The following is a 20,869-nucleotide window of genomic DNA, read 5'->3' as shown; positions in this document are numbered from 1 at the left end:
GGAGAACGAAGATGATTGCTGACATCAAAAAGAACGTCGAACAAAAAATGAACAAGTCGCTGGAAGCACTCAAAACGGACTTGAGCAAGATCCGCACAGGACGTGCGCATACCGGCATTCTGGATCACGTGATGGTGGACTACTACGGCAGTCCGACGGCGGTGAATCAGGTGGCAAATATCACATTGACCGATGCGCGTACGATCGGCGTGCAGCCGTATGAGAAAAACATGATCGGTCCGATCGAAAAGGCGATCCGCGATTCCGACCTGGGCTTGAACCCGGCCACCAATGGCGATCTGATACGTGTGCCGATGCCGATGCTGACCGAAGAACGCCGCCGCGACTTGATCAAGGTGGTCAAGAATGAAGGCGAAGACGCAAAGGTCGCCGTGCGCAACATCCGTCGCGATGCGAACGAGCAACTGAAAAAGCTGCTTAAAGACAAGGAAGTCGGCGAGGACGAAGAGCGTCGCGCGCAGGACGATGTTCAAAAACTGACCGACCGCTTCGTTGCCGAAATCGACAAAGCCCTGCAGGTTAAAGAAGCCGATTTAATGGCCGTGTAAGACGGGCCATCGATAATGGCGCTGCCCTTTTTCAGTTCCACCCGCACGATTCCCGACATTACGACTGTCCCGCGTCACATCGCCATCATCATGGATGGCAATGGTCGCTGGGCGAAGCAGCGCTTCATGCCGCGTGTCATGGGACATCAGCGCGGCGTGGAAACGGTGCGCGAGATGGTCAAGGCGTGCCGCCAGCTGGGGGTGGAGTACCTGACGCTGTTCGCTTTCAGCAGCGAGAACTGGCGGCGTCCTGCCGATGAAGTATCTTTCCTGATGCAGCTGTTCCTCAAGATGCTGGAACGCGAAGTCGGCAAGCTGCATGAGAACAACATCCGCTTGAAAGTCATCGGCGACCGCAGTCGGTTTGAGTCGCAGCTTGTGCGTTACATCGAAGAGGCCGAGCAACTCACCGCCAATAACACGAGCCTGACGCTGACTATTGCCGCAAATTACGGCGGGCGCTGGGATATCATGCAGGCGATGCATGCCCTGAGCCAGGCGCATCCCGAACGTGCCACCGCTTTCGAAGAAGAAGAGCTCGCCCCTTACCTTTCCATGCACTACGCGCCGGAGCCGGACTTGTTCATCCGCACCGGCGGCGAACAACGCATCAGCAACTTCCTGCTGTGGCAATTGGCTTACACCGAGCTGTATTTTACCGATACCTTGTGGCCGGCGTTCGACCGCGCCGAGCTGGAATCAGCCATCCAATCCTATCAAAAACGCGAACGTCGTTTCGGGCGCACCAGTGAACAATTGAGCGAGGGCAAGACCAATGCTTAAGCAGCGCATCATCACTGCGATCATATTGTTCGTATTGTTCCTTGCAGCCTTGTTCGGCCTGCCAGCTGCGGGCTGGCAGGTATTGATATTGGTCGTGATGTGGCAAGGTGCGGTGGAATGGGCAAGGTTGTCCGGATTGAACGGGCGTACAGCCACTGCCTATTGGGCACTGACCCTGGCGATCATGGCAGGCATACTGTGGTTCGATAACAGTGTCGCACTGGAGCAGCAGAATATGTTGCATCTGGCGTGGTATGCCATGGCTGTGTTGCTGTGGGTATTGGTAGTTCCCGCCTGGTTGATGCTGGGCTGGCGCCCGCAGAATCGATGGTTGATGGGATTGGTTGGCTGGATTGTGCTCTTGCCTACCGGTTTGGCAATGATCGACCTGCGCGCTTTCAGTCCGTGGATATTGCTGTTCGCAATGACGATGGTGATGATGGCTGATATCTCGGCTTATTTTACCGGCAAGCGCTTCGGCAAGAACAAACTGGCACCCTCGATCAGCCCCGGCAAGACCTGGGAGGGCGTCCTCGGCGCCATGATCGGTGTGACCGTATATGTGCTTGTCGTTGGCTGGGCGAGCGGTCTGTACAAACATTATCCGCTGTTCCCCGGTATCATCGTCGCCGGATGGTGGTGGGTGGCACTGGCCGTGATCGGCGACTTGTTCGAGTCTGCTGTCAAACGCCAGGCCGGGGTCAAAGACAGCGGAGCGTTGCTGCCCGGACACGGTGGCCTGCTGGATCGCATCGATGCCCTGACTTCGACCTTGCCATTCGCGGGTATCGCGCTCATTCTGCAAAGGCTGGAATGAGCAAGCTCACCCGACTCACCGTGCTCGGTTCAACCGGCAGCATCGGCAAAAGCACACTGGACGTGGTCTCGCGTCATCCCGACAAATACCGCATCATTGCGCTGACCGCGCAACAACAAGACGAACTCCTGTTCGAACAATGCCAGCGTTTCCAGCCGCGCTATGCCGTGCTGCTGGACGAAGCCGCCTGTGAGCGGTTGAGCAAACGCATTGCTGCTGCGGGACTGGATGTTGAAGTGCTATGCGGTGTTGCGGCGCTGGAACGTGTTGCGACGTTGCCCGAGGTGGATGCGGTGATGGCGGCCATCGTTGGTGCGGCTGGCATGCAATCCACGCTGGCAGCGGCGCAAGCAGGCAAGAAGATCTTGCTGGCGAACAAAGAGACACTGGTGCTGGCCGGGCACCTGTTCATGGAAGCCGTGCATCGCAGCGGTTCCATATTGTTGCCCATCGACAGCGAACACAATGCCATCTTCCAGGCGTTGCCGCGCGGTTATGCCGGAGACATGAAGCAGAGCGGGGTGAGCAAGATATTGCTTACCGCTTCCGGGGGGCCTTTTCGCAATACACCCATATCCGAATTGCAGCATGTCACACCGGAACAGGCCTGTGCGCATCCGAACTGGAGCATGGGGCGCAAGATATCCGTTGACTCAGCCAGCATGATGAACAAAGGGCTGGAAGTGATCGAGGCGCACTGGCTGTTCAATGCGGGAGCCGACGATATCCAGGTGGTGGTGCATCCGCAGAGTGTGATCCATTCAATGGTGCAATACGTCGACGGTTCGGTGCTGGCGCAGCTGGGCAATCCGGATATGCGCACACCAATCGCATTTGCACTGGCTTATCCGGAGCGTATCGAGGCTGGCGTCGCACCGCTGGATCTGTTCCAGGTGGCCAGGCTGGATTTCACAGCGCCCGATTTTGTCCGCTTCCCGTGTCTGGCTTTGGCGTACCAGGCGCTGCGTGCAGGTGGCACCGCACCGGCACTGTTGAATGCGGCAAACGAAGAGGCGGTTGCGGCTTTCCTTGAGCGGCGTATTTCATTCCTCGATATCCCGCGTCTGATTGAAACTGTGCTGGGTAAAATTGCCAGCGCCGAAGTGGAAAAGTTACAGGACTTGCTGGACGCGGATGCTTCGGCGCGTGGTGCAGCACGGGAGTGGATTGCAGGATGACTACCGTGATCGCATTCGTTGTCGCCATTGCCATACTCGTGGTATTCCATGAATTCGGGCATTACGCCGTTGCACGTCTGTGCGACGTGAAAGTGCTGAAATTCTCGATCGGCTTCGGCAAGTCCCTCTACACAAAACGCTTTGGCAAGGGCGAAACGGAATGGGTGATCTCCGCGATCCCGTTGGGGGGTTACGTCAAGATGCTGGACGAGCGCGAGGGCGAAGTGCCTGAACACGAATTGCCGCGTGCGTTCAACCGCAAGCCGGTGCTACAGCGCATGGCTGTCGTCGTGGCCGGGCCGATAGCGAACCTGTTATTGGCCGTTGCCTTGTATTTCATCCTGTTCATACACGGCGTACCGGGCATCAAACCGGTGTTGGGCGAGATCGTGCCGAATACGCCGGCTGCAGCAGCCGGGCTGCAAAGCAAACAGACAATCGTCAGTATCGATGGGCAAGCGACCCCCAGCTGGCAGGAGATACGCTGGATATTGCTGGATATGGTGCTGCAACATAAAACGGCAAAATTTGAATTGCATAATGCCCAGGGTGAGAAATCGTACGGAATGCTGGACATGAGCAGCCTGACCGCAGCCGACCTGGACGGCGATTTCATGCAGAAACTCGGTTTGCAACCCTATCAACCTCCCATCTATCCGATCATCGGCAAGCTGGTCGACGGGGGTGTTGCACAGCGTGCAGGACTGCAAGTAAACGACCGTATTCTTCGGGCAAACGGTCAGGAACTTGCCTTGTGGGAAGATTGGGTGAACGCAGTGCGCAGCCACCCCGGCACAAAGTTGGATATTGAGATCGAACGTGCAGGTACGGTCCTGAAATTTGGTTTGACTCCCGAAGTAATCCACGAGGATGGAAAGACAATTGGCCGTATCGGCGCGGCAGCTTATATCGACAAAGCGGCATTTGAGGCGATGGTGAATGAAGTTCATTACCCGCCGTTGGCAGCAATTTCGGAGGCATTGCGCAAGACGTGGGATACTGCTGCCGTGAGCCTGAAAATGATGGGCAAGATGATTCAAGGCGAAGTATCGCTGAAGAATCTCTCGGGCCCGATTACCATTGCGGATTACGCAGGGCAGTCGGCGCAGATGGGGTTGGGCGCGTATATCGGCTTTCTTGCGCTGATCAGCATCAGTCTGGGTGTGTTGAACCTGATGCCCATCCCTTTATTGGACGGCGGGCATTTGCTGTATTATTCGGTCGAATTGATCAAGGGCAGTCCGGTCTCGGAAGGTCTGTGGGAAGCGGGACAGAAAGTGGGTATCGCACTGCTGGTTACCATGATGGCTTTTGCGTTGTATAACGACATCAGTCGCCTGATTTTGGGTTGAACAGAATAATGAAATTAAAAACATGGGTGGGCTTGCTCCCGCTTTTGCATGCCTCATCTGCTTGGTCATTTGAACCGTTCGTCATCAAGGACATTCGTGTTGAAGGAATCCAGCGTACTGAACCGGGTACGGTGTTCAGCTATTTGCCGGTGAAAGTCGGCGATACGCTGAATGACGATCGTGCGACCGCCTCACTGCACGCGCTGTTCTCCACGGGGTTTTTCAAAGACGTGGAATTGAGGGTGGACCAAAACGTGCTGGTCGTGGTTGTTAAGGAACGGCCGACAGTCGCCAGCGTCGAAATCAACGGGGTGAAGGAGTTCCCCAAGACTCAATTGAGCGACAATCTGAAAATCGTGGGATTGGCCGAAGGTCGCATTCTGGATAAATCGGTACTGGACAAAGCCGTGCAGGAATTGAAGCGGCAATATGTGGCGCGGGGAAAATATTCCGTGGATGTGAAGGCTACTGTCAAGGAACTGGAGCGCAACCGTGTGGCGGTCAGTTTCGACGTAAATGAAGGCTCGGTTTCAAAGATCCGGGAAGTCAATATCGTAGGCAATCATGTCTATTCCGAAAAGGAACTGCGTGGCGTAATTCAACTTACCACGCCGGGCTGGTTCACATGGTTCAGCAAAAACGATCAGTACTCCAAGCAGAAGTTGTCTGCCGACATGGAGAGCCTTCGTACCTACTACATGAACTCCGGCTATATGGATTTCAATATCGATTCGACTCAAGTATCGATTTCGCCGGACAAGAAAGATATTTTCATTACTCTGAATATCTCAGAGGGAGAGAAATACACTATTTCAGGCATCAAGGTGGTCGGTACTGAGGCCGTACTTACGCACGAAGAAATGCGCAAAATGATCAACGTCCAGCCCGGTGATGTGTTGTCGCGGGATGCGATTACCGATTCCACACGCAAAATCAGCGAGCGTCTCGGGGAAGAGGGCTATGCATTTGCCAATGTGAATGCAGCACCGGAGGTGGATAAGGATAAACACCAGGTGGCATTCACTTTTGTGGTCGATCCGATGCAGCGAGCCTACATCCGCCGTATCAACATCACCGGCAACGACAAGACCCGGGATGAGGTCATACGCCGCGAATTCCGGCAGATGGAGAGCAGTTGGTTTGCCACTTCCAAGGTCAAAAAATCGAAAACAAGGCTCGATCGAACGGGATTTTTCTCCGAAGTCAACATCGATACATCGCAGGTTCAGGGAACCAGCGACCAGATGGATGTCAACCTCAAGGTGACAGAAATGTCGACAGGCAGCTTCCAGATCGGCGCCGGATACAGCAGCCTGGAAAAGGTGACGCTGATGGCCGGCGTCAGCCAGACCAACGTGTTCGGAACAGGAAGTACCTTGTCCACGCAAATGAACACCAGCAAATTCAATCAGGTCTATTCGGTCTCTTACACCAACCCTTACTATACCGATGACGGAATCAGCCGGGGTTTTGACGTTTACAAGCGCAGAACCGATGCGATGATGATCGCAATCAGCCCCTACACATCGGATACTTACGGTGCCGGGGTGCGTTTTGGATTGCCGATCACGGACGATGAGATGTTCCATGTAGGCACATCAGTGGAGCAAACGACGATCGGGTTGACTCCTCTCAGTCCGCAACGATATATCGACTATATCAACTTGTTCGGCGAAACCGTCGACAACCTGCTGGGTACAGTAGGCTGGTCGCGCGATACGCGCGACAACGCCATCACCACCACCGAGGGAACCATGCAGCGTGCATCCCTTGAAGTCAGCGTGCCGGTGTCCGATCAGCATTACTACAAATTGACCTACCAGCACCAGGTGTTTTACCCGCTCAATCGCGATTACACTTTGATGCTGAACGGGGATTTCGGTGTGGGCGCCGGATATGGCGGCGCTCCGCTACCGTTCTTCAAGTACTTCTATGCAGGCGGTGTCGGCTCCGTGCGCGGATACGACCCCATGTCTCTGGGACCCAGAGATGCCAATAACTTACCATTGGGCGGCAACAAGAAAGCCGTTGGCAATATCGAGTTATTGTTCCCCATGCCCGGAATGGAAAAAGAAAAATCGGTGCGATTGAGTGTTTTCCTGGATGGCGGCGAGATTATCGGCACCGGCGGGCAGCTTCCGGGTTCCACAGGAATGCGCTATTCTACGGGTCTGGCCATGACTTGGCTTTCGCCGGCTGGACCGCTTAAACTGAGCTGGGGCAAGCCTCTGAACCAGCAACCGCAAGACAACATACAACACATCCAGTTTACGATGGGTTCGATGTTCTGACCCCTACCAGGAGTTTGAGATGAAGACGTTATTTTGTGTGGGTCTGATGTTATTGACAACCATCACACAAGCCGTCGCCGGCGATTTTCGCATTGGCGTGGTGGATACCGAGCGTATTCTGCGCGAGTCGGATCAGGCAGTCCGTGCCGAAAAGAAGATCGAGCGCGAGTTTTCCACACGTGATCAGGAAATAAAAAAACTGATCCAGCAAAGCAAGGATCTTCAGGCATCCCTGGAAAAAGACGGCACTACCATGACAGAACCGGTGCGTCGCGGCAAAGAGCGCGAATTGGCCAACATGAATCTGACGTTACAGACCTTGCAACGCGAATTTCGTGAAGACCTGAACCTGCGCAAGAACGAGGAATTGGCAGCTGTACTGGCGCAGGCTGATAAGGCGATTCGTGCGATTGCCGAGAGCGAACAATACGATGTTATTTTGCAGGAAGCGGTCTATCGCAATCCAAAAGTGGACATCACCGACAAAGTTTTGAAGTACCTCTCCAAAGAGGCTCCTGACAAGTCCGACAAGTCCGATAAGTGATCTGAGAGTTGTATTCGATGGAACGTACAGCCTACCGACTGGCAGACATAGCGGCACGTTTCGGCGGGCAAGTGCTTGGAGATGCTGACACGCAAGTACGTCAGATAGGTACTCTGGAACATGCAACTTCCGGACAGATTGCCTTTCTGTCCAATGCCAAATACCGCAATCAGCTAGATCACAGCAAGGCCTCTGCAGTGATTCTTTCCCCAACCGATGCCGATTCAACAGCGTTGCCGCGCATCGTTTGCGACAACCCCTATTCGTATTTTGCCAAGCTTTCCGCTTTCCTGAACCCCTTGCCGGAATGCGTTCCCGGCATCCACTCTTCCGCTGTCATAGGCAAAAACACTTCGATATCACCGCAAGCCCACATAGGTCCGCTGGTGACGGTAGGCGATGGAGCGGTCATCGGCGCGGGCACGGTGGTGATGGCAGGATGCAACATCGGAGAAGGTGCGATATTGGGCGAGAACACTTTGTTTTATCCCAATGTGACGGTGTATCACGCATGCGTTATCGGCAATCATGTCATTGCACATTCCGGAGTGGTGATCGGAGCCGACGGTTTTGGCATGGCATGGGAAGAGGGAAAATGGCTGAAGATCCCGCAGATCGGTCGCGTGGTCATCGGTGACCATGTCGAGATTGGCGCAAACACCACCATCGATCGCGGCGCACTGGACGACACCGTGATTGAAGAAGATGTGAAGCTGGATAACCAGATACAGGTCGCGCACAACGTCCGTATCGGCGCACATACCGCCATCGCTGGCTGTGTCGGTATCGCGGGCAGCGCCACGATCGGCAAATATTGCCGAATAGGCGGCAGCGCGGGGATATTGGGGCACCTGCAGATCGCGGACCATGTCGAGATCGCATCGTTTACCCTGATCGGCAAATCGATTACGGAACCGGGTAGCTATGCGGGGATATTCCCGTTCAGCAAGAACGACGAATGGCGCAACAATGCAGTGCATCTGCGGCATCTGGGCGAATTGGTCAAACGCGTCAAAGCTCTGGAAAAAGAAATCGAATCATTGAAGGGGGAGAAAATATGAGTACGACGATGGATATTCATGAAGTGTTGGAACACCTGCCGCATCGCTATCCATTCCTGTTGATAGACCGCGTGCTGGATGTTGTGCCGAACGAAAGTATCGTGGCACTGAAGAATGTTTCCATGAACGAGCCGTTTTTTCCCGGCCATTATCCGCACCATCCGGTGATGCCGGGCGTGCTGGTGATCGAAGCAATGGCACAGGCCGCGGCTATCCTGTCGTTCAAAACGATGGGAACCTTGCCGAGCGATGATTCCGTGTATTACTTCGTCGGTATCGACAATGCACGTTTCAAACGTCCTGTCGGCCCCGGCGACCAGTTGATCCTGAAGGTGTCCATTGCGATGAATCGACGCGGCATGTGGAAATTCAGCGGCAAGGCCGAAGTGGATGGCCAGGTTGCGGCGGAGGCGGATCTGATTTGCACATTGCGGACCAAGGAATGAGCGGCTTGCGTCACCCAACAGCGATTATTCATCCGGGCGCGAAGCTGGCCGATGACGTCTCGGTCGGCCCGTATTCCATCATCGGCGAGCATGTCGAGATCGGTGCAGGCACTGTCGTCGGCCCGCATGTGGTGATAGACGGGCATACCACCATCGGTCGTGGTAACCGATTCTTTCAATTCTGCTCCATCGGCGAAATACCACAGGATAAGTCCTACAAAGGCGAGCCGACGCAGTTAATCATCGGCGACAACAACACCATCCGCGAGAGCTGTACCTTCAATCTGGGGGTGGCTCAGAAGGGCGGCATCACCAGGATCGGCAGTGACAATTGGATCATGGCTTATGTGCATGTGGCGCACGAGTGTGAGCTGGGTGACAACAACACCATCGCCAACTCGGTGCAGTTTGCCGGACACGTGACTGTTGGAAGCAACACGCTGATCGGCGGCATGAGCGGTATCCACCAGTTTGTGCGCATCGGCGATTACGCCATGACTGGCTTCATGACGCGTTTGTCGCAAGATCTGCCGCCGTTTGTGACGGCAGTGGGCAATCCGGCCGAAGCCAAGGGCCCGCATCAGGAAGGTCCGCGCCGGGCCGGCTATTCGCCTGCCCGCCTCGACATGATCAAGCAGATGTACAAGACGCTGTATCGCGCAGGAAGCAGCTTTGACACTGCAAAAATGGAAATCGCGGCGTTGCGCGGCCAGGTTCCCGAAGCCGATGCGGACATCGGTAATATGCTGACATTCTTGAATAACGCCAGCCGCGGCATCGTGCGGTAACCGGTATGACTGACTCTGTAAAAACCATTGCCATCGTGGCAGGCGAGGCATCGGGGGATTTGCTTGGCAGCCTGCTGATGGATGCCATCAGGCAAGCTGCACCCAACGTGCGTTTCATCGGCATCGGCGGCGCCAAGATGCAAGGCGTCGGTATGGATGTCCTGTTCCCGCTGGAAAAACTGGCCGTCAACGGTTATGTCGAGGTGCTGCGGCATTATCGCGAACTCGTCGGTATCCGCCGCAACTTGCGTGAACGTTTCATTGCAACGCCGCCCGATCTTTTCATCGGTATCGATGCGCCCGACTTCAATCTCGATCTGGAACTGGCCTTGAAGCAGCACGGCATACCCACCGTGCATTACGTCAGCCCCTCCATCTGGGCATGGCGCGGCGAACGCATCCACAAGATCAAGCAGGCCGTATCCCGCATCCTCGCCCTGTTCCCGTTCGAAGAGCCGCTCTACAAGCAGGCAGGCGTGCCGGTGACCTATGTAGGACATCCGCTGGCGGACATCCTGCCGGAAAACCCGAAGCAAATGGAGATGCGGGAACAAATGCGCATCATGCCCAGGAACGCCAAGGTGTTCGCCTTGCTGCCGGGCAGCCGCCAGGGAGAAGTGCGGCGCCTGGCCAAGACCTATGTCGAGACGGCCAAACTGATTTTGCAACAACTGCCCGATGCGCAGTTTCTTGTTCCGCTGGCCAGCCGCGAGACGCGCACCATCTTTGAAAATGAAGTCTGGAAACAGGAAGCACAGCAGTTGCCCATCACCTTGCTGTTCGGACATGCACACGACGCCATGATCGCCGCCGATGGCGCGCTGGTCGCTTCCGGTACGGCCACGCTGGAGGCTGCATTGCTCAAATGCCCCATGGTCATCACTTACAAGATGCCCGCGCTGACTTATTGGATCGCCAAGCGCAAGCAATACCTGCCTTATGTCGGGCTGCCCAATATTCTTGCCGGAAAATTTGTCGTGCCGGAAATCCTGCAGGACGATGCGACCGCGGAGAACCTTGCACAAGCACTGCTCAATCTGGTCAACAACAAACAGGCCGTGGCGGAGCTGGAACAGACCTTCAGTGCAATACACCAGACCCTGCGCCAGGATACTGCGCACAAGGCGGCCGCGGCCATCCTGCCTTATCTGGCATGAGCGGCATCCTGCTCGTCTGCGGCGTAGATGAAGCAGGGCGCGGTCCACTGGCCGGGCCGGTAAGTGCGGCTGCCGTTATCCTGGACGAGGCCCGTCCCATCGAAGGGCTGGCCGATTCCAAGAAACTTTCCGAGAAGCAACGCGACAGGCTGGCTCCCATCATCCGTGAACGCGCGCTGGCATGGGCCGTGGCCTATGCAGAAGTCGGCGAGATCGACCAGCTCAACATCCTGCAAGCCACGCTGCTGGCCATGCGCCGGGCCGTGCTCGCACTGCACACCCGGCCGCAACAAGTTCTGGTGGATGGCCTGTATTGCCCGCAGACAGGCATTCCCAGCCAGGCCATCGTCAAGGGCGACAGCAAAATCGCCGCCATTTCCGCCGCTTCCATCCTGGCCAAAACAGCGCGCGACGAACTCATGCTGCGCCTGCATGAGCAATATCCGCAGTACGGTTTTGACGGTCACAAAGGCTATCCCACTGCCGGACACCTTGCCGCATTGCGCGAACACGGTGTTTCAGAAGTGCATCGCCGCAGTTTCAGGCCGGTGCGCGAAGCATTGCAGTACACTCATCAAAACAACCCGAGGTAATTACCATGACCTTTTTCAGATTATTACACCTGCTCGCCGTGCTCATCTGGGTTGGCGGCATGTTCTTCGCCTATGTTGTGTTGCGCCCGGCAGCCGTGGATGTGCTGCAACCGCCTGAACGCCTGCGCCTGTGGGATAACGTGTTCCACCGTTTCTTCAACTGGGTCTGGGGTGCAATCGGCGCGATCCTCGCCTCCGGTTTGTACATGATCTACCTGTACGGTGGCATGGCTCATGTGCCGCGCTATATTCACATCATGCTGTTGCTGGGACTGGTGATGATGGGTATCTACGTCTACGTATTCTTCGCCTGTTACGTGCAATTCAAACTGAATGTTGCCAAGGAGCGCTGGAAAGAAGCCGGTGCGATTCTGGGCAAGATACGCAAGCTTATTGGCGTGAACGTGACCTTGGGCCTGGTTACCGTATGCGTTGCGGTGATCGGTAAATTGTGGGGTTGAAGAACAGAATATTCTGATTCGGCTGAACGCTCGGTCAGTCAACCGGAAATTGCTTTGCGGCACTTGTAATGCCACACCGATTTTCGCTGCAACACTCCAAATATCAAAAAAATTAGCCCGATATTTATTCCCGCAGAAGGCGGGATATCGGGCTAACGGGTCATTCAAATTCAACTACTAAAACTTGCTTGCCACCGGCAATCATGCAACCCCCGCAATTCTGTTTCGAATTGTCGGGGTTGCATGGCCGGGTTCGTCAATGGTCCTGAATCAGAGTACCTGTTACCGCCACACCTGAACCGCCCAGCATGAATAAACTGTAAACACCCTGGGAGTTTAAAGTTGCAGTCGTTAAAAGAGGAACTGTGGCCGGTGTTGTCACCAAGCTGGCAGAGATGCCGCTGCTTACGATGCCCTGATTATTCAAAGTTGGAACTGAAGCGGCTCCAAAAGTTACACTTGATGCTATCTGAACACCATTGAAAGCGAGAGATGCGGGCACGCCACCGTTGACGCCATTCACCAAACGTAATTTTGCGTAACCGCTGACAGGACGTGTATTGTCGTCAACAAGAGGAGGGTTACATACATTTGCCCCAGTTACAAGAATGGTCATATCTTCACCGGGAGTGGTGACTGGAGTACAGGCAACGCTACCATTTAAGGTTATTGTTGTGCTACCTGCCGGAACAAGGACATAAGAACCAACATTCGAGTTGTAAGAAGTTGAGCTACCAATAAGGGATAGATTGCCCGCGCCAGCTGTTGCGGAGGAAAGGTTAGCTGTTGTATTTGCTGCGATGCGTATGCGTGCATTAGTATTTTTTTGCGCCTGGACTGCCCCTTGTTGTGTGACGAGCAATCCGTCGACCAACCCCCCACTTGTTGTGCTGGTCAACACCAATGTCACAATTTGCTGGTTAACAATCTGGATCGAAGGGATGTCCAGCCTCAGGTCTGTAGGGTTACCTGCACCTGTTACCCAAATGTGATAAGTGTTGGCCAGCATTTCGTTGTAGAGGGTGGTTCCCGAAATATTTTGCGCCAGAAGAGTGGCAGCTTGTAGAGCGGGCGAAGCGACCGTGGGGGAGTAAGCATCGCTGAGTGTGCTCACCGGTGCCATGTAAACGTCCAGATTCCCCGCGTCTGCCGACAAGTCCGCGATGCGTATCTGACCGTCGCCGGACAAGGGCGCGGGTTCGTTATCGATGAACTGGACTAAATGCAGGCTTTGATCCGATGTATAGGCGACCATCGTATAGGCCACCGTTGCTGAAAACGAGAAATTGGTTTCTGCCGACGGGACTCCGCTAGCGACCAATGCGATGGGATATGTACCCGAAGTAATGGTGGCATTGGCGCTTGCAGTACCGGGAGCAACAGCAGTAGCAAGCTGGCTGCCAGCAGTGACCATGCTCAGTGTGCTGCCGGTACCGTTTACCAGGCGCACCGTGTTCGTTGTGCTGACAGCCGCACTACCTCCACCGCCAAAACAGCCCTGCAGCAGGGTCAGTATCATCAGGAGCGGCAAGAATATTGATAGTTGTTTCACTTTTTCTCCATTTCATTGTTTGAATATGTCGGCTTGGGGGCCGCTTAACTTGACCGTCTCCAGCATCCACGAACTGCCGGATTTTATCACCTGAGCCGGCTTCGCGTATTTTTCCATCAGCCGATTTAATATGTGCGGCTTGATACAAAAAGCTTTATGGTTAATCCGCGTACAGGTTCAATCCGCCCGCGCCTACTGCGGAATAGTCATAGAGGCCGCCGGTTGTAATTGCGTTGATGGAGCTGGTTGCAACTGGCGGCGTGACTTGCGTCCAAACCGCTCCACCATTGCCTACAAGACTGTTGAGGTTTGAATAGTATTCACTGTAGTAGATATTGCCGTCGGCACCTACAGCCATGAAGCGGCGATAAGTGGTATAGGTAACCGAATTCAAGTTGCTGGCATTTGGAATGGTTGTTGAAGTTTGCTGCGTCCAGTTAATTCCGTCTTCGCTCGTCAGAACTGTTCCACTATTTCCAACTGCAACGAATACACCGTACCCGTTTGAATCAAGCCCGCCATAGGTCACCCCCTTGAGGTCGATGGTAGGCAAAGGAGAGGGGGTTCTGTACCAAGTGACTCCATCCGTACTGTAGAGCAATGTACCTGCGGCCCCGACTGCGACATAGGTGGGCGTTAGATTTCTAACCAAGCCATAGGCCAATCCATATAGGGTACTACCCGTGGGAAAGACCGGAGCCCCCCAAGTTCCCCCGCTATTGTTCGTTGTTATGATTGTGCCGCCAACCCCTGCGGCAATGACCATACCGGCGCCGTTACTTGTAATGGCATAGAGGGTGTTGTTTGTGCCACTGTATTGCTGCGTCCATGAGGTCTGACCTGGCGAAAGGGACATCACATTCCCGTTTGCCCCTATGCCCAAAAAGACGGCACCGTTAAAATTCACTGCGTAAAAATCTGTTTGGGATGTATTACTTAAAGCAGTCCAAATATTCCCGTCGAGACTGTAAAACGAAGAACCCCCTAATCCGGCGGCCACAAACCAACCTGCACCATAAGCAACGCCGCGCAGATCGGTTGTACCTGCGCTCGGCCCCGTGTTCCATATATTACCTGCCAGCCGGGGTGTGGCTTCTATCGCGGGAGAGCCGGGACCACCGGGCCCGCCATTGATTCTTCCGTTGACGGTAAAGGAATACTGTACGCCGTTAGTCAACGGCACGGTTCCGAAGGTCCCGTAGGTTCCGGGTAACGAGGAGACAGTTTGGGGCGACGTCGCATAGAGCGTCGTACCGCAAACAGCCATTGAGGAGCAATTTGTCGGCGTAACACCGGTTCCAGCCGCTGTAAATACCCAGTATGTGACACCCGGGATTGAGTCCCATGTCACGACAACCCTGCTGTCCTTGGCTGCGACCGCAACATTGGTAGGTTGGGGAGCGGAGGAGGCGCCTGACCCGAAGCAACCTGCAAGAGACATGGTAACTATTGCCACCATGATGAATGCAAAGAATCTTTTCATTTCGCGATAACTCACAATAAGGCCTGAAAAAAACAAAGGCGCATTTTAGACTAACGGGGTGTGACCTGCCCATTACTTTAATGTCACTGTTCTGCTACAGACCTACGGTTTGGTCTTCCTCGGTTGGGAGCAGACTAGCCGAAAGTCAAGGAGTTCCATTGAGTCCAAGAGGTTGTACAAGCTATTCACCCAGATTCATGCTGCGCATGTAGTGGCAGGTGTAGCCCTGGGGATGCTTGACTAGGTATTTCTGGTGATAGTTCTCCGCGCGGTAAAACGCGATGAAGGGCACGACTTCGGTGATCACTTTTGCTTTCCAGTCGCCCGATGCATCCACGGTCGAAATGACTTCCTCTGCGGTACTTTTTTGCGCTTCGTCGAAATAGAAGATCGCCGAGCGGTATTGCGTGCCGACGTCGTTGCCTTGCCGGTTTAGTGTGGTGGGGTTGTGCATGCGGAAGAACTCGAACAGCAAGTGGCGGTAGGAGAGCAGTTCGGGATCGAATACGATCTTCAGCGACTCGGCATGGCCGCTGTTTCCGGTTTTTACGACGTCATAGTTGGCATTCGGTGTATTGCCGCCGGTGTAGCCGACTTCAGTTTCCAGCACGCCGGGGATTTGGCGCACCAGTTCTTCCATTCCCCAGAAGCAGCCGCCGGAGAGGTAGGCGGTTTGAGTCGCGTCGTTCATGGTTGGTCCTTAGGCTTGGGCGTTGGCTGCAAAGAGCAACAGCAAGATAAACAGTGTGAGTCGAGCCATTCTATCTGTAATGGAGGTGGCAATATAGCAAAGCCACGCATCCTTGCAGGGTTAGGCTTTGGTCTCAAGGGCTTCAGTCAACTTTGTCGAGACAAACTCGGCCCTTGATGTGGAGTTGTTATTCTGGCTATTCAGCGCGCACCAATCAAAGAACTCTTCAGGGGCAATTTGGCATTCAATCGCGCGAACACCTGAACGCTGGAACTCCCTGCGGGCTTTGACTGCCGTTGCTTCCCATTTTGGAAACGACGCTTCAAAGCATTCAGGATCTGTTGCGGTGGCCTTCACCTGAGCCCAGGATTCCTCGGTGTACCAGGTGACGGCTACGATGAATGACTGGCTACGATTCTTTGCTCTCAGGCGTTGCTGGAGGGATGGTTTTCGCATGTGTAAAAATACGGATTAGCGCCGTTCTTTCTTCATTGCGTTGGCAGCTTCTCGTTTCGAGTCCTTTTCTCGTTCCGTTGCGCGCTTGTCATGCTCCTTCTTGCCTTTCGCCAGGCCGATTTCCAGTTTGACGTGGCTGCCCTTGTAGTGCATGTCCAGCGGCATGATGGTATAGCCGGCGCGCTGCACTTTGCCGATGAGCTTGTCGATTTCATGCTTGTGCATCAACAGCTTGCGGGTGCGAACGGGGTCGGGATGGATGTGGGTGGAGGCATTCAGCAGGGGGCTGATGTGGGAGCCGAACAGGTACAGCGCGCCGTCCATGATGGTGACGTAGGCTTCCTTGAGTTGAGCCCTTCCGGCACGGATGGCTTTTACTTCCCAGCCTTCCAGCATGATGCCGGCTTCATGTTTTTCTTCAATGAAGTACTCGTGGTAGGCTTTTTTGTTCTGGATGATGCTCATGTAAAGATGTGTTTTGCTTGATGTTGCGATATTCTACCAGCCTTTGATTGGCGGCTCGGTAAAGCATGGCTCTGGTAGAGAAAACGGTATTGGTTCCGCACACGGCGGAACAGATGTTCAAGCTGGTGGACGAAGTGGAAAATTACCCGCAGTTCATGCCCTGGTGTGGCGGGGCGACCATCAACGAAATGCAGGGTACGACGATGCATGCCACGTTGCATATCGACTACCACCATATCAGGCAGCATTTCAGCACCAAAAACCAGCGTACTCCGCCCCACCAGATCAACATCGCCTTGATGGACGGCCCGTTCAAACATCTGGAAGGCAGTTGGCAATTCATCCCCTTGAACGATGAAGCCTGTAAAATAGAGTTCCGTTTGCAATATGAATTCTCCAACAAATTGCTCGAAAAGCTGGTGGGGCCGGTGTTTCATCATATCGCCAACAGTTTTGTGGATGCCTTTATCCATCGTGCCGACAAGGTCTATGTAAAAAATGAGTGACGAAAAAATATACGTGGAATTGGTCTATGCCTTGCCTGCCGAGCAGGTTCTGCTCAAGTCGGAAGTGCCCAAAGGCACAACCATTGCTGAAGCAGTCAAACTTTCCGGCATTCTGGCCAAGTTTCCGGAGATTGACCTTGGAAAAAACAAGTTCGGCATCTTCGGCAAATTGAGCAAGGCTGACACCGTGTTGCGCGAGAAGGATCGCGTAGAAATCTATCGTCCGCTGATTGCCGATCCGAAAGAAATACGCCGCAAACGTGCCGAAGAGGGCAAAGTCATGAAGAAGGGCGGCGGTGACCTCTGATGCTGGACTACGACCTGCATTGCCATTCCAACGTCTCGGACGGCACACTGACACCGACCGAACTGGTAACGCGTGCTGCCGGACGCGAAGTCAAAGTGCTGGCGCTGACCGATCACGATGACGTGGCGGGACTTACGGAAGCCGCCGGGGTTGCCGCACAACATGGCATCGAATTCGTCAACGGCGTCGAGATCTCGGTTACCTGGCGCAAGCACACCCTGCATATCGTCGGCCTGCACATCGATCCCCAAAATGCAGCATTGGCTGAAGGCCTGCGCGGCATACGCAGCGGACGCAGACATCGTGCCGAACTGATGGCGGATTCGATGGCACGTTGCGGTATCGGCGGTGTGCTGGAAGGTGCTTTACGCTATGCCTCCAATCCGGACATGATCGGGCGCACCCATTTTGCGCGTTATCTGGTCGAGGCCGGGCACTGCAAGGATGTGCGCAGTGTCTTCAACCGCTATCTGGTCAAGGGCAAGCCGGGTTATGTTCCGCATACCTGGGCGGATTTGCAGGATGCAATCTCGTGGATCAATGGCAGCGGAGGCGTCGCCGTGCTGGCACATCCGGGTCGTTATACCGCCGGACGCAACGCGATGGGCAAGACGACCTTGCTCGAACTGCTGAAAGAATTCGTCGAACTGGGCGGGCAGGGCATCGAAGTGGTGAGCGGCAGTCATACGCCGCCTCAATATGCCGAGTTCGCGCGTTATGCCAAGGAATTCGATCTGTTGTGTTCCTGCGGCTCGGATTTTCACGGTCCGGAAGAAAGTTACCGCGACCTTGGACGTTTGCCGGATTTTCCGCTGGAGTGTCGCCCGGTATGGACGCTTTGGGAAGGGACTGCGGCTTAATTTATGGCGCAATTCTTTTCCATACACCCGGACAATCCCCAGCCGCGCCTGATCAAACAGGCAGCGGAGATGCTGCGCAACGGTGCGGTGATCGTTTACCCCACCGACTCCGGCTACGCGATCGGCTGCCATCTGGACGACAAGGAGGCTGTCGCACGCATACGCCAGATACGCGGCCTGGACGAAAAACACCTGATGACATTGGTGTGTCGCGACCTGTCTGAACTGGCGCACTATGCAAGGGTAGACAACGCGCAGTTTCGGCTGCTGAAAAACAACACGCCTGGCAGTTACACGTTCATTCTGGAAGCGACGAAGGAAGTCCCGCGGCGCTTGCAGCATCCCAAACGCAGCACGATAGGTTTGCGCATACCCGATCACCCGGTTGCGCTGGCGTTGCTGGAGGAATTGGGGGAGCCGCTGCTCAGTACCACGCTGATCTTGCCGGGGGGAGATAACCCGTTGACCGATGTGGCGGAGATACGCGAACATCTGGAGAAACTCGTCGAACTGGTTATTGAAGGCGGAATAGTAGGGGGGGAATCGACCACCGTGATCGATCTGACAAACGATGCGCCGGTATTGGTGCGGCGCGGCAAGGGACCCATCGCTCATTTGGGAATAGAGGAATAAATGAATTTCGACGCACTGATCCAAACCATAGCGCTTGCAGCCATACCTGTGCTGTTTGCCATCACCTTGCACGAAGCAGCGCACGGCTATGCGGCCCGCCATTTCGGCGATATGACGGCATACGCACAGGGGCGTATTTCGCTCAATCCACTGCGCCATATCGATCCCATTGGCACGATCTTGTTGCCGCTGCTGACCCTGTTTGTGGGAGGCATTCTGTTCGGTTGGGCCAAGCCGGTGCCGGTCAACTTTTCGGCCTTGCGCCACCCCAAGAAGGACATGCTGTGGGTCGCACTGGCCGGTCCCGCCGCCAATCTGGTCATGGCGCTATTCTGGGGCGCCATGTTCAAGGTGGCTTTGAGCATGCCGGGCAGTTATTTTGCCGAGCCATTGTTAGGCATGGCGCAGTTCGGAGTTACAATCAACGCCATTTTGCTGGTGCTGAACCTGTTGCCCCTGCCCCCGCTGGACGGCGGACGCGTTGCAATAAGCCTGCTGCCGCACCGGCAATCTTTCCAGTTGGCGAAGATGGAACCTTACGGGATGGTCATTCTGATCGTGCTGGCAGTGGTACCGGTTGGAGGGCAGCCGATCCTGAGCTGGATACTCTCGCCGCTGGTGAGCTCATTCATCCGCATGATTGAAACAATTTTTTAATTTGAAGCAGGCATATGTTCGCTGATCGAGTTTTATCCGGAATGCGCCCCACGGGCAGTCTGCACCTGGGGCATTACCATGGTGTGTTAAAGAATTGGGTGCAGATGCAGCACCAGTACGAGTGCCTGTTTTTCGTGGCCGACTGGCATGCATTGACCACACACTACGACACACCGCAAATCATCGAGCAGAACGTGTGGGACATGGTCATCGATTGGCTCGGTGCGGGCGTCGATCCGGCACAGGCTACGCTGTTCATCCAGTCGCGCGTGCCGGAACATGCCGAGCTGCATCTGCTGCTTTCCATGATCACCCCGCTGGGCTGGCTGGAACGTATGCCGACGTACAAGGACCAGCAGGAAAAACTGTCCAGCAAGGATCTTTCAACTTATGGCTTCCTGGGCTATCCGCTGCTGATGAGTTCGGATGTCCTGATCTATCGCGCCACCCAGGTACCGGTGGGGGAAGACCAGGTGCCGCACATCGAATTCACCCGCGAGTTGGCGCGTCGCTTCAACCATATCTACGGGCGTGAAACGGGTTTCGAGGAAAAGGCGGAAGCCGCAATCAAAAAGCTGGGTGGCAAAAAAGCCAAACTTTATAAAGAATTGCGCACGCGCTTCCAGGAGCAGGGCGACAGCGAAGCGCTGGAATCCGCCAAGTCGTTGCTGGACGAGCAGCAGAGCCTGAGTCTGGGCGACCGCGAGCGTTTGTTCGGCTTCCTCGAGGGCGGTGGCAAAATGATCCTGTCGGAGCCGCAAGCCATGCTGACCGCCGCATCGAAAATGCCGGGGCTGGACGGCCAGAAGATGTCCAAGTCCTACGGCAACACCATCAGCCTGCGCGAGGACGAGGCCGATGTAAGCAAGAAGATCCGCACCATGCCCACCGACCCGGCGCGCATCCGGCGCACCGATGTTGGCAATCCGGACAGATGCCCGGTATGGCAATTGCATCAGGTGTATTCCACCGACGCCATCAAACAGTGGGCACAGCAGGGATGCCGCAGTGCGGGCATCGGCTGCATCGAATGCAAACAGCCTGTCATCGACGCCGTACTGGAAGAACAGAAACCCATGCGTGAACGGGCGCAGCTCTATCTGGACGACCCTAGCCTGGTGCGCAACATCATTGCCGACGGCTGCGAGAAAGCGCGCAAGCTGGCCGGCGAAACCATGCGTGACGTGCGCGAGGCGATGGGCCTGGGATACAGTTAAGC

24 protein-coding genes are annotated in these 20,869 nt (G+C 55.0%); 19 read left to right on the top strand and 5 right to left on the bottom strand.

Annotation, left to right across the window (positions count from 1 at the left end):
• Positions 1–11 precede the first annotated feature (11 nt).
• The 13 genes from frr to QOY30_RS09580 are packed head-to-tail and all read left to right on the top strand — an operon-like array spanning position 12 to position 12,040.
• A complete protein-coding gene (gene frr, locus QOY30_RS09640) occupies positions 12–569 on the top strand; it encodes a ribosome recycling factor (protein ID WP_283744399.1) in 558 nt (185 codons plus the stop codon).
• A gap of 15 nt (positions 570–584) precedes the next feature.
• Positions 585–1,352, top strand: a complete 768-nt coding sequence (gene uppS, locus QOY30_RS09635) for an undecaprenyl pyrophosphate synthase (protein WP_283744398.1) — start codon at positions 585–587, stop codon at positions 1,350–1,352.
• On the top strand, positions 1,345–2,169 hold the full coding sequence (locus QOY30_RS09630) for a phosphatidate cytidylyltransferase (RefSeq protein ID WP_283744397.1): 825 nt from the start codon (positions 1,345–1,347) through the stop codon (positions 2,167–2,169). Before uppS ends, QOY30_RS09630 begins: the two co-directional genes overlap by 8 nt.
• Positions 2,166–3,347 carry a 1-deoxy-D-xylulose-5-phosphate reductoisomerase gene (ispC, locus tag QOY30_RS09625; protein ID WP_283744396.1) on the top strand — a complete coding sequence of 394 codons (1,182 nt, stop codon included), beginning with the start codon at positions 2,166–2,168 and terminating at the stop codon, positions 3,345–3,347. The genes QOY30_RS09630 and ispC overlap by 4 nt, the downstream gene beginning before the upstream one ends.
• Positions 3,344–4,699, top strand: a complete 1,356-nt coding sequence (rseP, locus tag QOY30_RS09620; protein ID WP_283744395.1) for an RIP metalloprotease RseP — start codon at positions 3,344–3,346, stop codon at positions 4,697–4,699. Before ispC ends, rseP begins: the two co-directional genes overlap by 4 nt.
• Positions 4,700–4,707: 8 nt before the next feature.
• Complete coding sequence (bamA, locus tag QOY30_RS09615; protein WP_283744394.1) at positions 4,708–6,990, top strand: outer membrane protein assembly factor BamA; 2,283 nt, start codon at positions 4,708–4,710, stop codon at positions 6,988–6,990.
• A gap of 19 nt (positions 6,991–7,009) precedes the next feature.
• A complete protein-coding gene (locus QOY30_RS09610) occupies positions 7,010–7,534 on the top strand; it encodes an OmpH/Skp family outer membrane protein (protein ID WP_283744393.1) in 525 nt (174 codons plus the stop codon).
• Positions 7,535–7,551: 17 nt separating this feature from the next.
• Complete coding sequence (gene lpxD, locus QOY30_RS09605; RefSeq protein ID WP_283744392.1) at positions 7,552–8,595, top strand: UDP-3-O-(3-hydroxymyristoyl)glucosamine N-acyltransferase; 1,044 nt, start codon at positions 7,552–7,554, stop codon at positions 8,593–8,595.
• Positions 8,592–9,041 carry a 3-hydroxyacyl-ACP dehydratase FabZ gene (gene fabZ / locus QOY30_RS09600; RefSeq protein WP_283744391.1) on the top strand — a complete coding sequence of 150 codons (450 nt, stop codon included), beginning with the start codon at positions 8,592–8,594 and terminating at the stop codon, positions 9,039–9,041. Before lpxD ends, fabZ begins: the two co-directional genes overlap by 4 nt.
• Positions 9,038–9,829 carry an acyl-ACP--UDP-N-acetylglucosamine O-acyltransferase gene (gene lpxA / locus QOY30_RS09595; RefSeq protein WP_283744390.1) on the top strand — a complete coding sequence of 264 codons (792 nt, stop codon included), beginning with the start codon at positions 9,038–9,040 and terminating at the stop codon, positions 9,827–9,829. Before fabZ ends, lpxA begins: the two co-directional genes overlap by 4 nt.
• Positions 9,830–9,834: 5 nt before the next feature.
• Positions 9,835–10,986 carry a lipid-A-disaccharide synthase gene (gene lpxB / locus QOY30_RS09590; protein ID WP_283744389.1) on the top strand — a complete coding sequence of 384 codons (1,152 nt, stop codon included), beginning with the start codon at positions 9,835–9,837 and terminating at the stop codon, positions 10,984–10,986.
• Complete coding sequence (gene rnhB / locus QOY30_RS09585) at positions 10,983–11,579, top strand: ribonuclease HII (RefSeq protein WP_283744388.1); 597 nt, start codon at positions 10,983–10,985, stop codon at positions 11,577–11,579. Before lpxB ends, rnhB begins: the two co-directional genes overlap by 4 nt.
• Before the next feature lie 5 nt (positions 11,580–11,584).
• Complete coding sequence (locus QOY30_RS09580; RefSeq protein WP_283744387.1) at positions 11,585–12,040, top strand: CopD family protein; 456 nt, start codon at positions 11,585–11,587, stop codon at positions 12,038–12,040.
• Between the two features lie 256 nt (positions 12,041–12,296).
• On the opposite strand, the gene QOY30_RS09575 is transcribed toward QOY30_RS09580, so the two are convergent.
• The 5 genes from QOY30_RS09575 to smpB form a co-directional block, all read right to left on the bottom strand.
• On the bottom strand, positions 12,297–13,592 hold the full coding sequence (locus QOY30_RS09575; protein ID WP_283744386.1) for a DUF4397 domain-containing protein: 1,296 nt from the start codon (positions 13,590–13,592) through the stop codon (positions 12,297–12,299).
• A gap of 160 nt (positions 13,593–13,752) precedes the next feature.
• The gene (locus tag QOY30_RS09570; protein WP_283744385.1) at positions 13,753–15,075 is read right to left on the bottom strand and encodes a WD40/YVTN/BNR-like repeat-containing protein; all 1,323 of its coding nucleotides are present in this window, start codon (positions 15,073–15,075) and stop codon (positions 13,753–13,755) included.
• Between the two features lie 181 nt (positions 15,076–15,256).
• Positions 15,257–15,766 (bottom strand): peptide-methionine (S)-S-oxide reductase MsrA, encoded by a 510-nt coding sequence (gene msrA / locus QOY30_RS09565; protein ID WP_283744384.1) that lies wholly within the window; start codon positions 15,764–15,766, stop codon positions 15,257–15,259.
• Between the two features lie 120 nt (positions 15,767–15,886).
• Positions 15,887–16,222, bottom strand: a complete 336-nt coding sequence (locus QOY30_RS09560) for a hypothetical protein (RefSeq protein ID WP_283744383.1) — start codon at positions 16,220–16,222, stop codon at positions 15,887–15,889.
• A gap of 15 nt (positions 16,223–16,237) precedes the next feature.
• Positions 16,238–16,717: an SsrA-binding protein SmpB gene (gene smpB, locus QOY30_RS09555; RefSeq protein WP_283746053.1), complete on the bottom strand. Its 480-nt coding sequence runs from the start codon at positions 16,715–16,717 to the stop codon at positions 16,238–16,240.
• A 35-nt stretch (positions 16,718–16,752) separates the two neighbouring features.
• On the opposite strand from smpB, the gene QOY30_RS09550 reads away from it, so the two are divergent.
• From QOY30_RS09550 to QOY30_RS09525, 6 genes are read left to right on the top strand one after another with little or no spacing between them, the layout of a single operon-like run.
• Positions 16,753–17,193 (top strand): type II toxin-antitoxin system RatA family toxin, encoded by a 441-nt coding sequence (locus QOY30_RS09550; RefSeq protein WP_283744382.1) that lies wholly within the window; start codon positions 16,753–16,755, stop codon positions 17,191–17,193.
• Positions 17,186–17,500, top strand: coding sequence for an RnfH family protein (locus QOY30_RS09545; protein ID WP_283744381.1), 315 nt, complete (start codon positions 17,186–17,188; stop codon positions 17,498–17,500). Before QOY30_RS09550 ends, QOY30_RS09545 begins: the two co-directional genes overlap by 8 nt.
• The gene (locus QOY30_RS09540; protein ID WP_283744380.1) at positions 17,500–18,360 is read left to right on the top strand and encodes a 3',5'-nucleoside bisphosphate phosphatase; all 861 of its coding nucleotides are present in this window, start codon (positions 17,500–17,502) and stop codon (positions 18,358–18,360) included. The genes QOY30_RS09545 and QOY30_RS09540 overlap by 1 nt, the downstream gene beginning before the upstream one ends.
• A gap of 3 nt (positions 18,361–18,363) precedes the next feature.
• Positions 18,364–18,993 (top strand): L-threonylcarbamoyladenylate synthase, encoded by a 630-nt coding sequence (locus QOY30_RS09535; RefSeq protein WP_283744379.1) that lies wholly within the window; start codon positions 18,364–18,366, stop codon positions 18,991–18,993.
• Positions 18,994–19,650: a site-2 protease family protein gene (locus QOY30_RS09530; RefSeq protein WP_283744378.1), complete on the top strand. Its 657-nt coding sequence runs from the start codon at positions 18,994–18,996 to the stop codon at positions 19,648–19,650.
• A gap of 14 nt (positions 19,651–19,664) precedes the next feature.
• Positions 19,665–20,867 carry a tryptophan--tRNA ligase gene (locus tag QOY30_RS09525; RefSeq protein ID WP_283744377.1) on the top strand — a complete coding sequence of 401 codons (1,203 nt, stop codon included), beginning with the start codon at positions 19,665–19,667 and terminating at the stop codon, positions 20,865–20,867.
• Positions 20,868–20,869 lie beyond the last annotated feature (2 nt).

The organism is Sideroxydans sp. CL21, assembly GCF_902459525.1.
GTDB lineage: Bacteria > Pseudomonadota > Gammaproteobacteria > Burkholderiales > Gallionellaceae > Sideroxyarcus.
The sequence above is the reverse complement of the archived record's forward strand: the minus strand, read 5'-3'. Positions and strand labels throughout refer to the sequence as shown.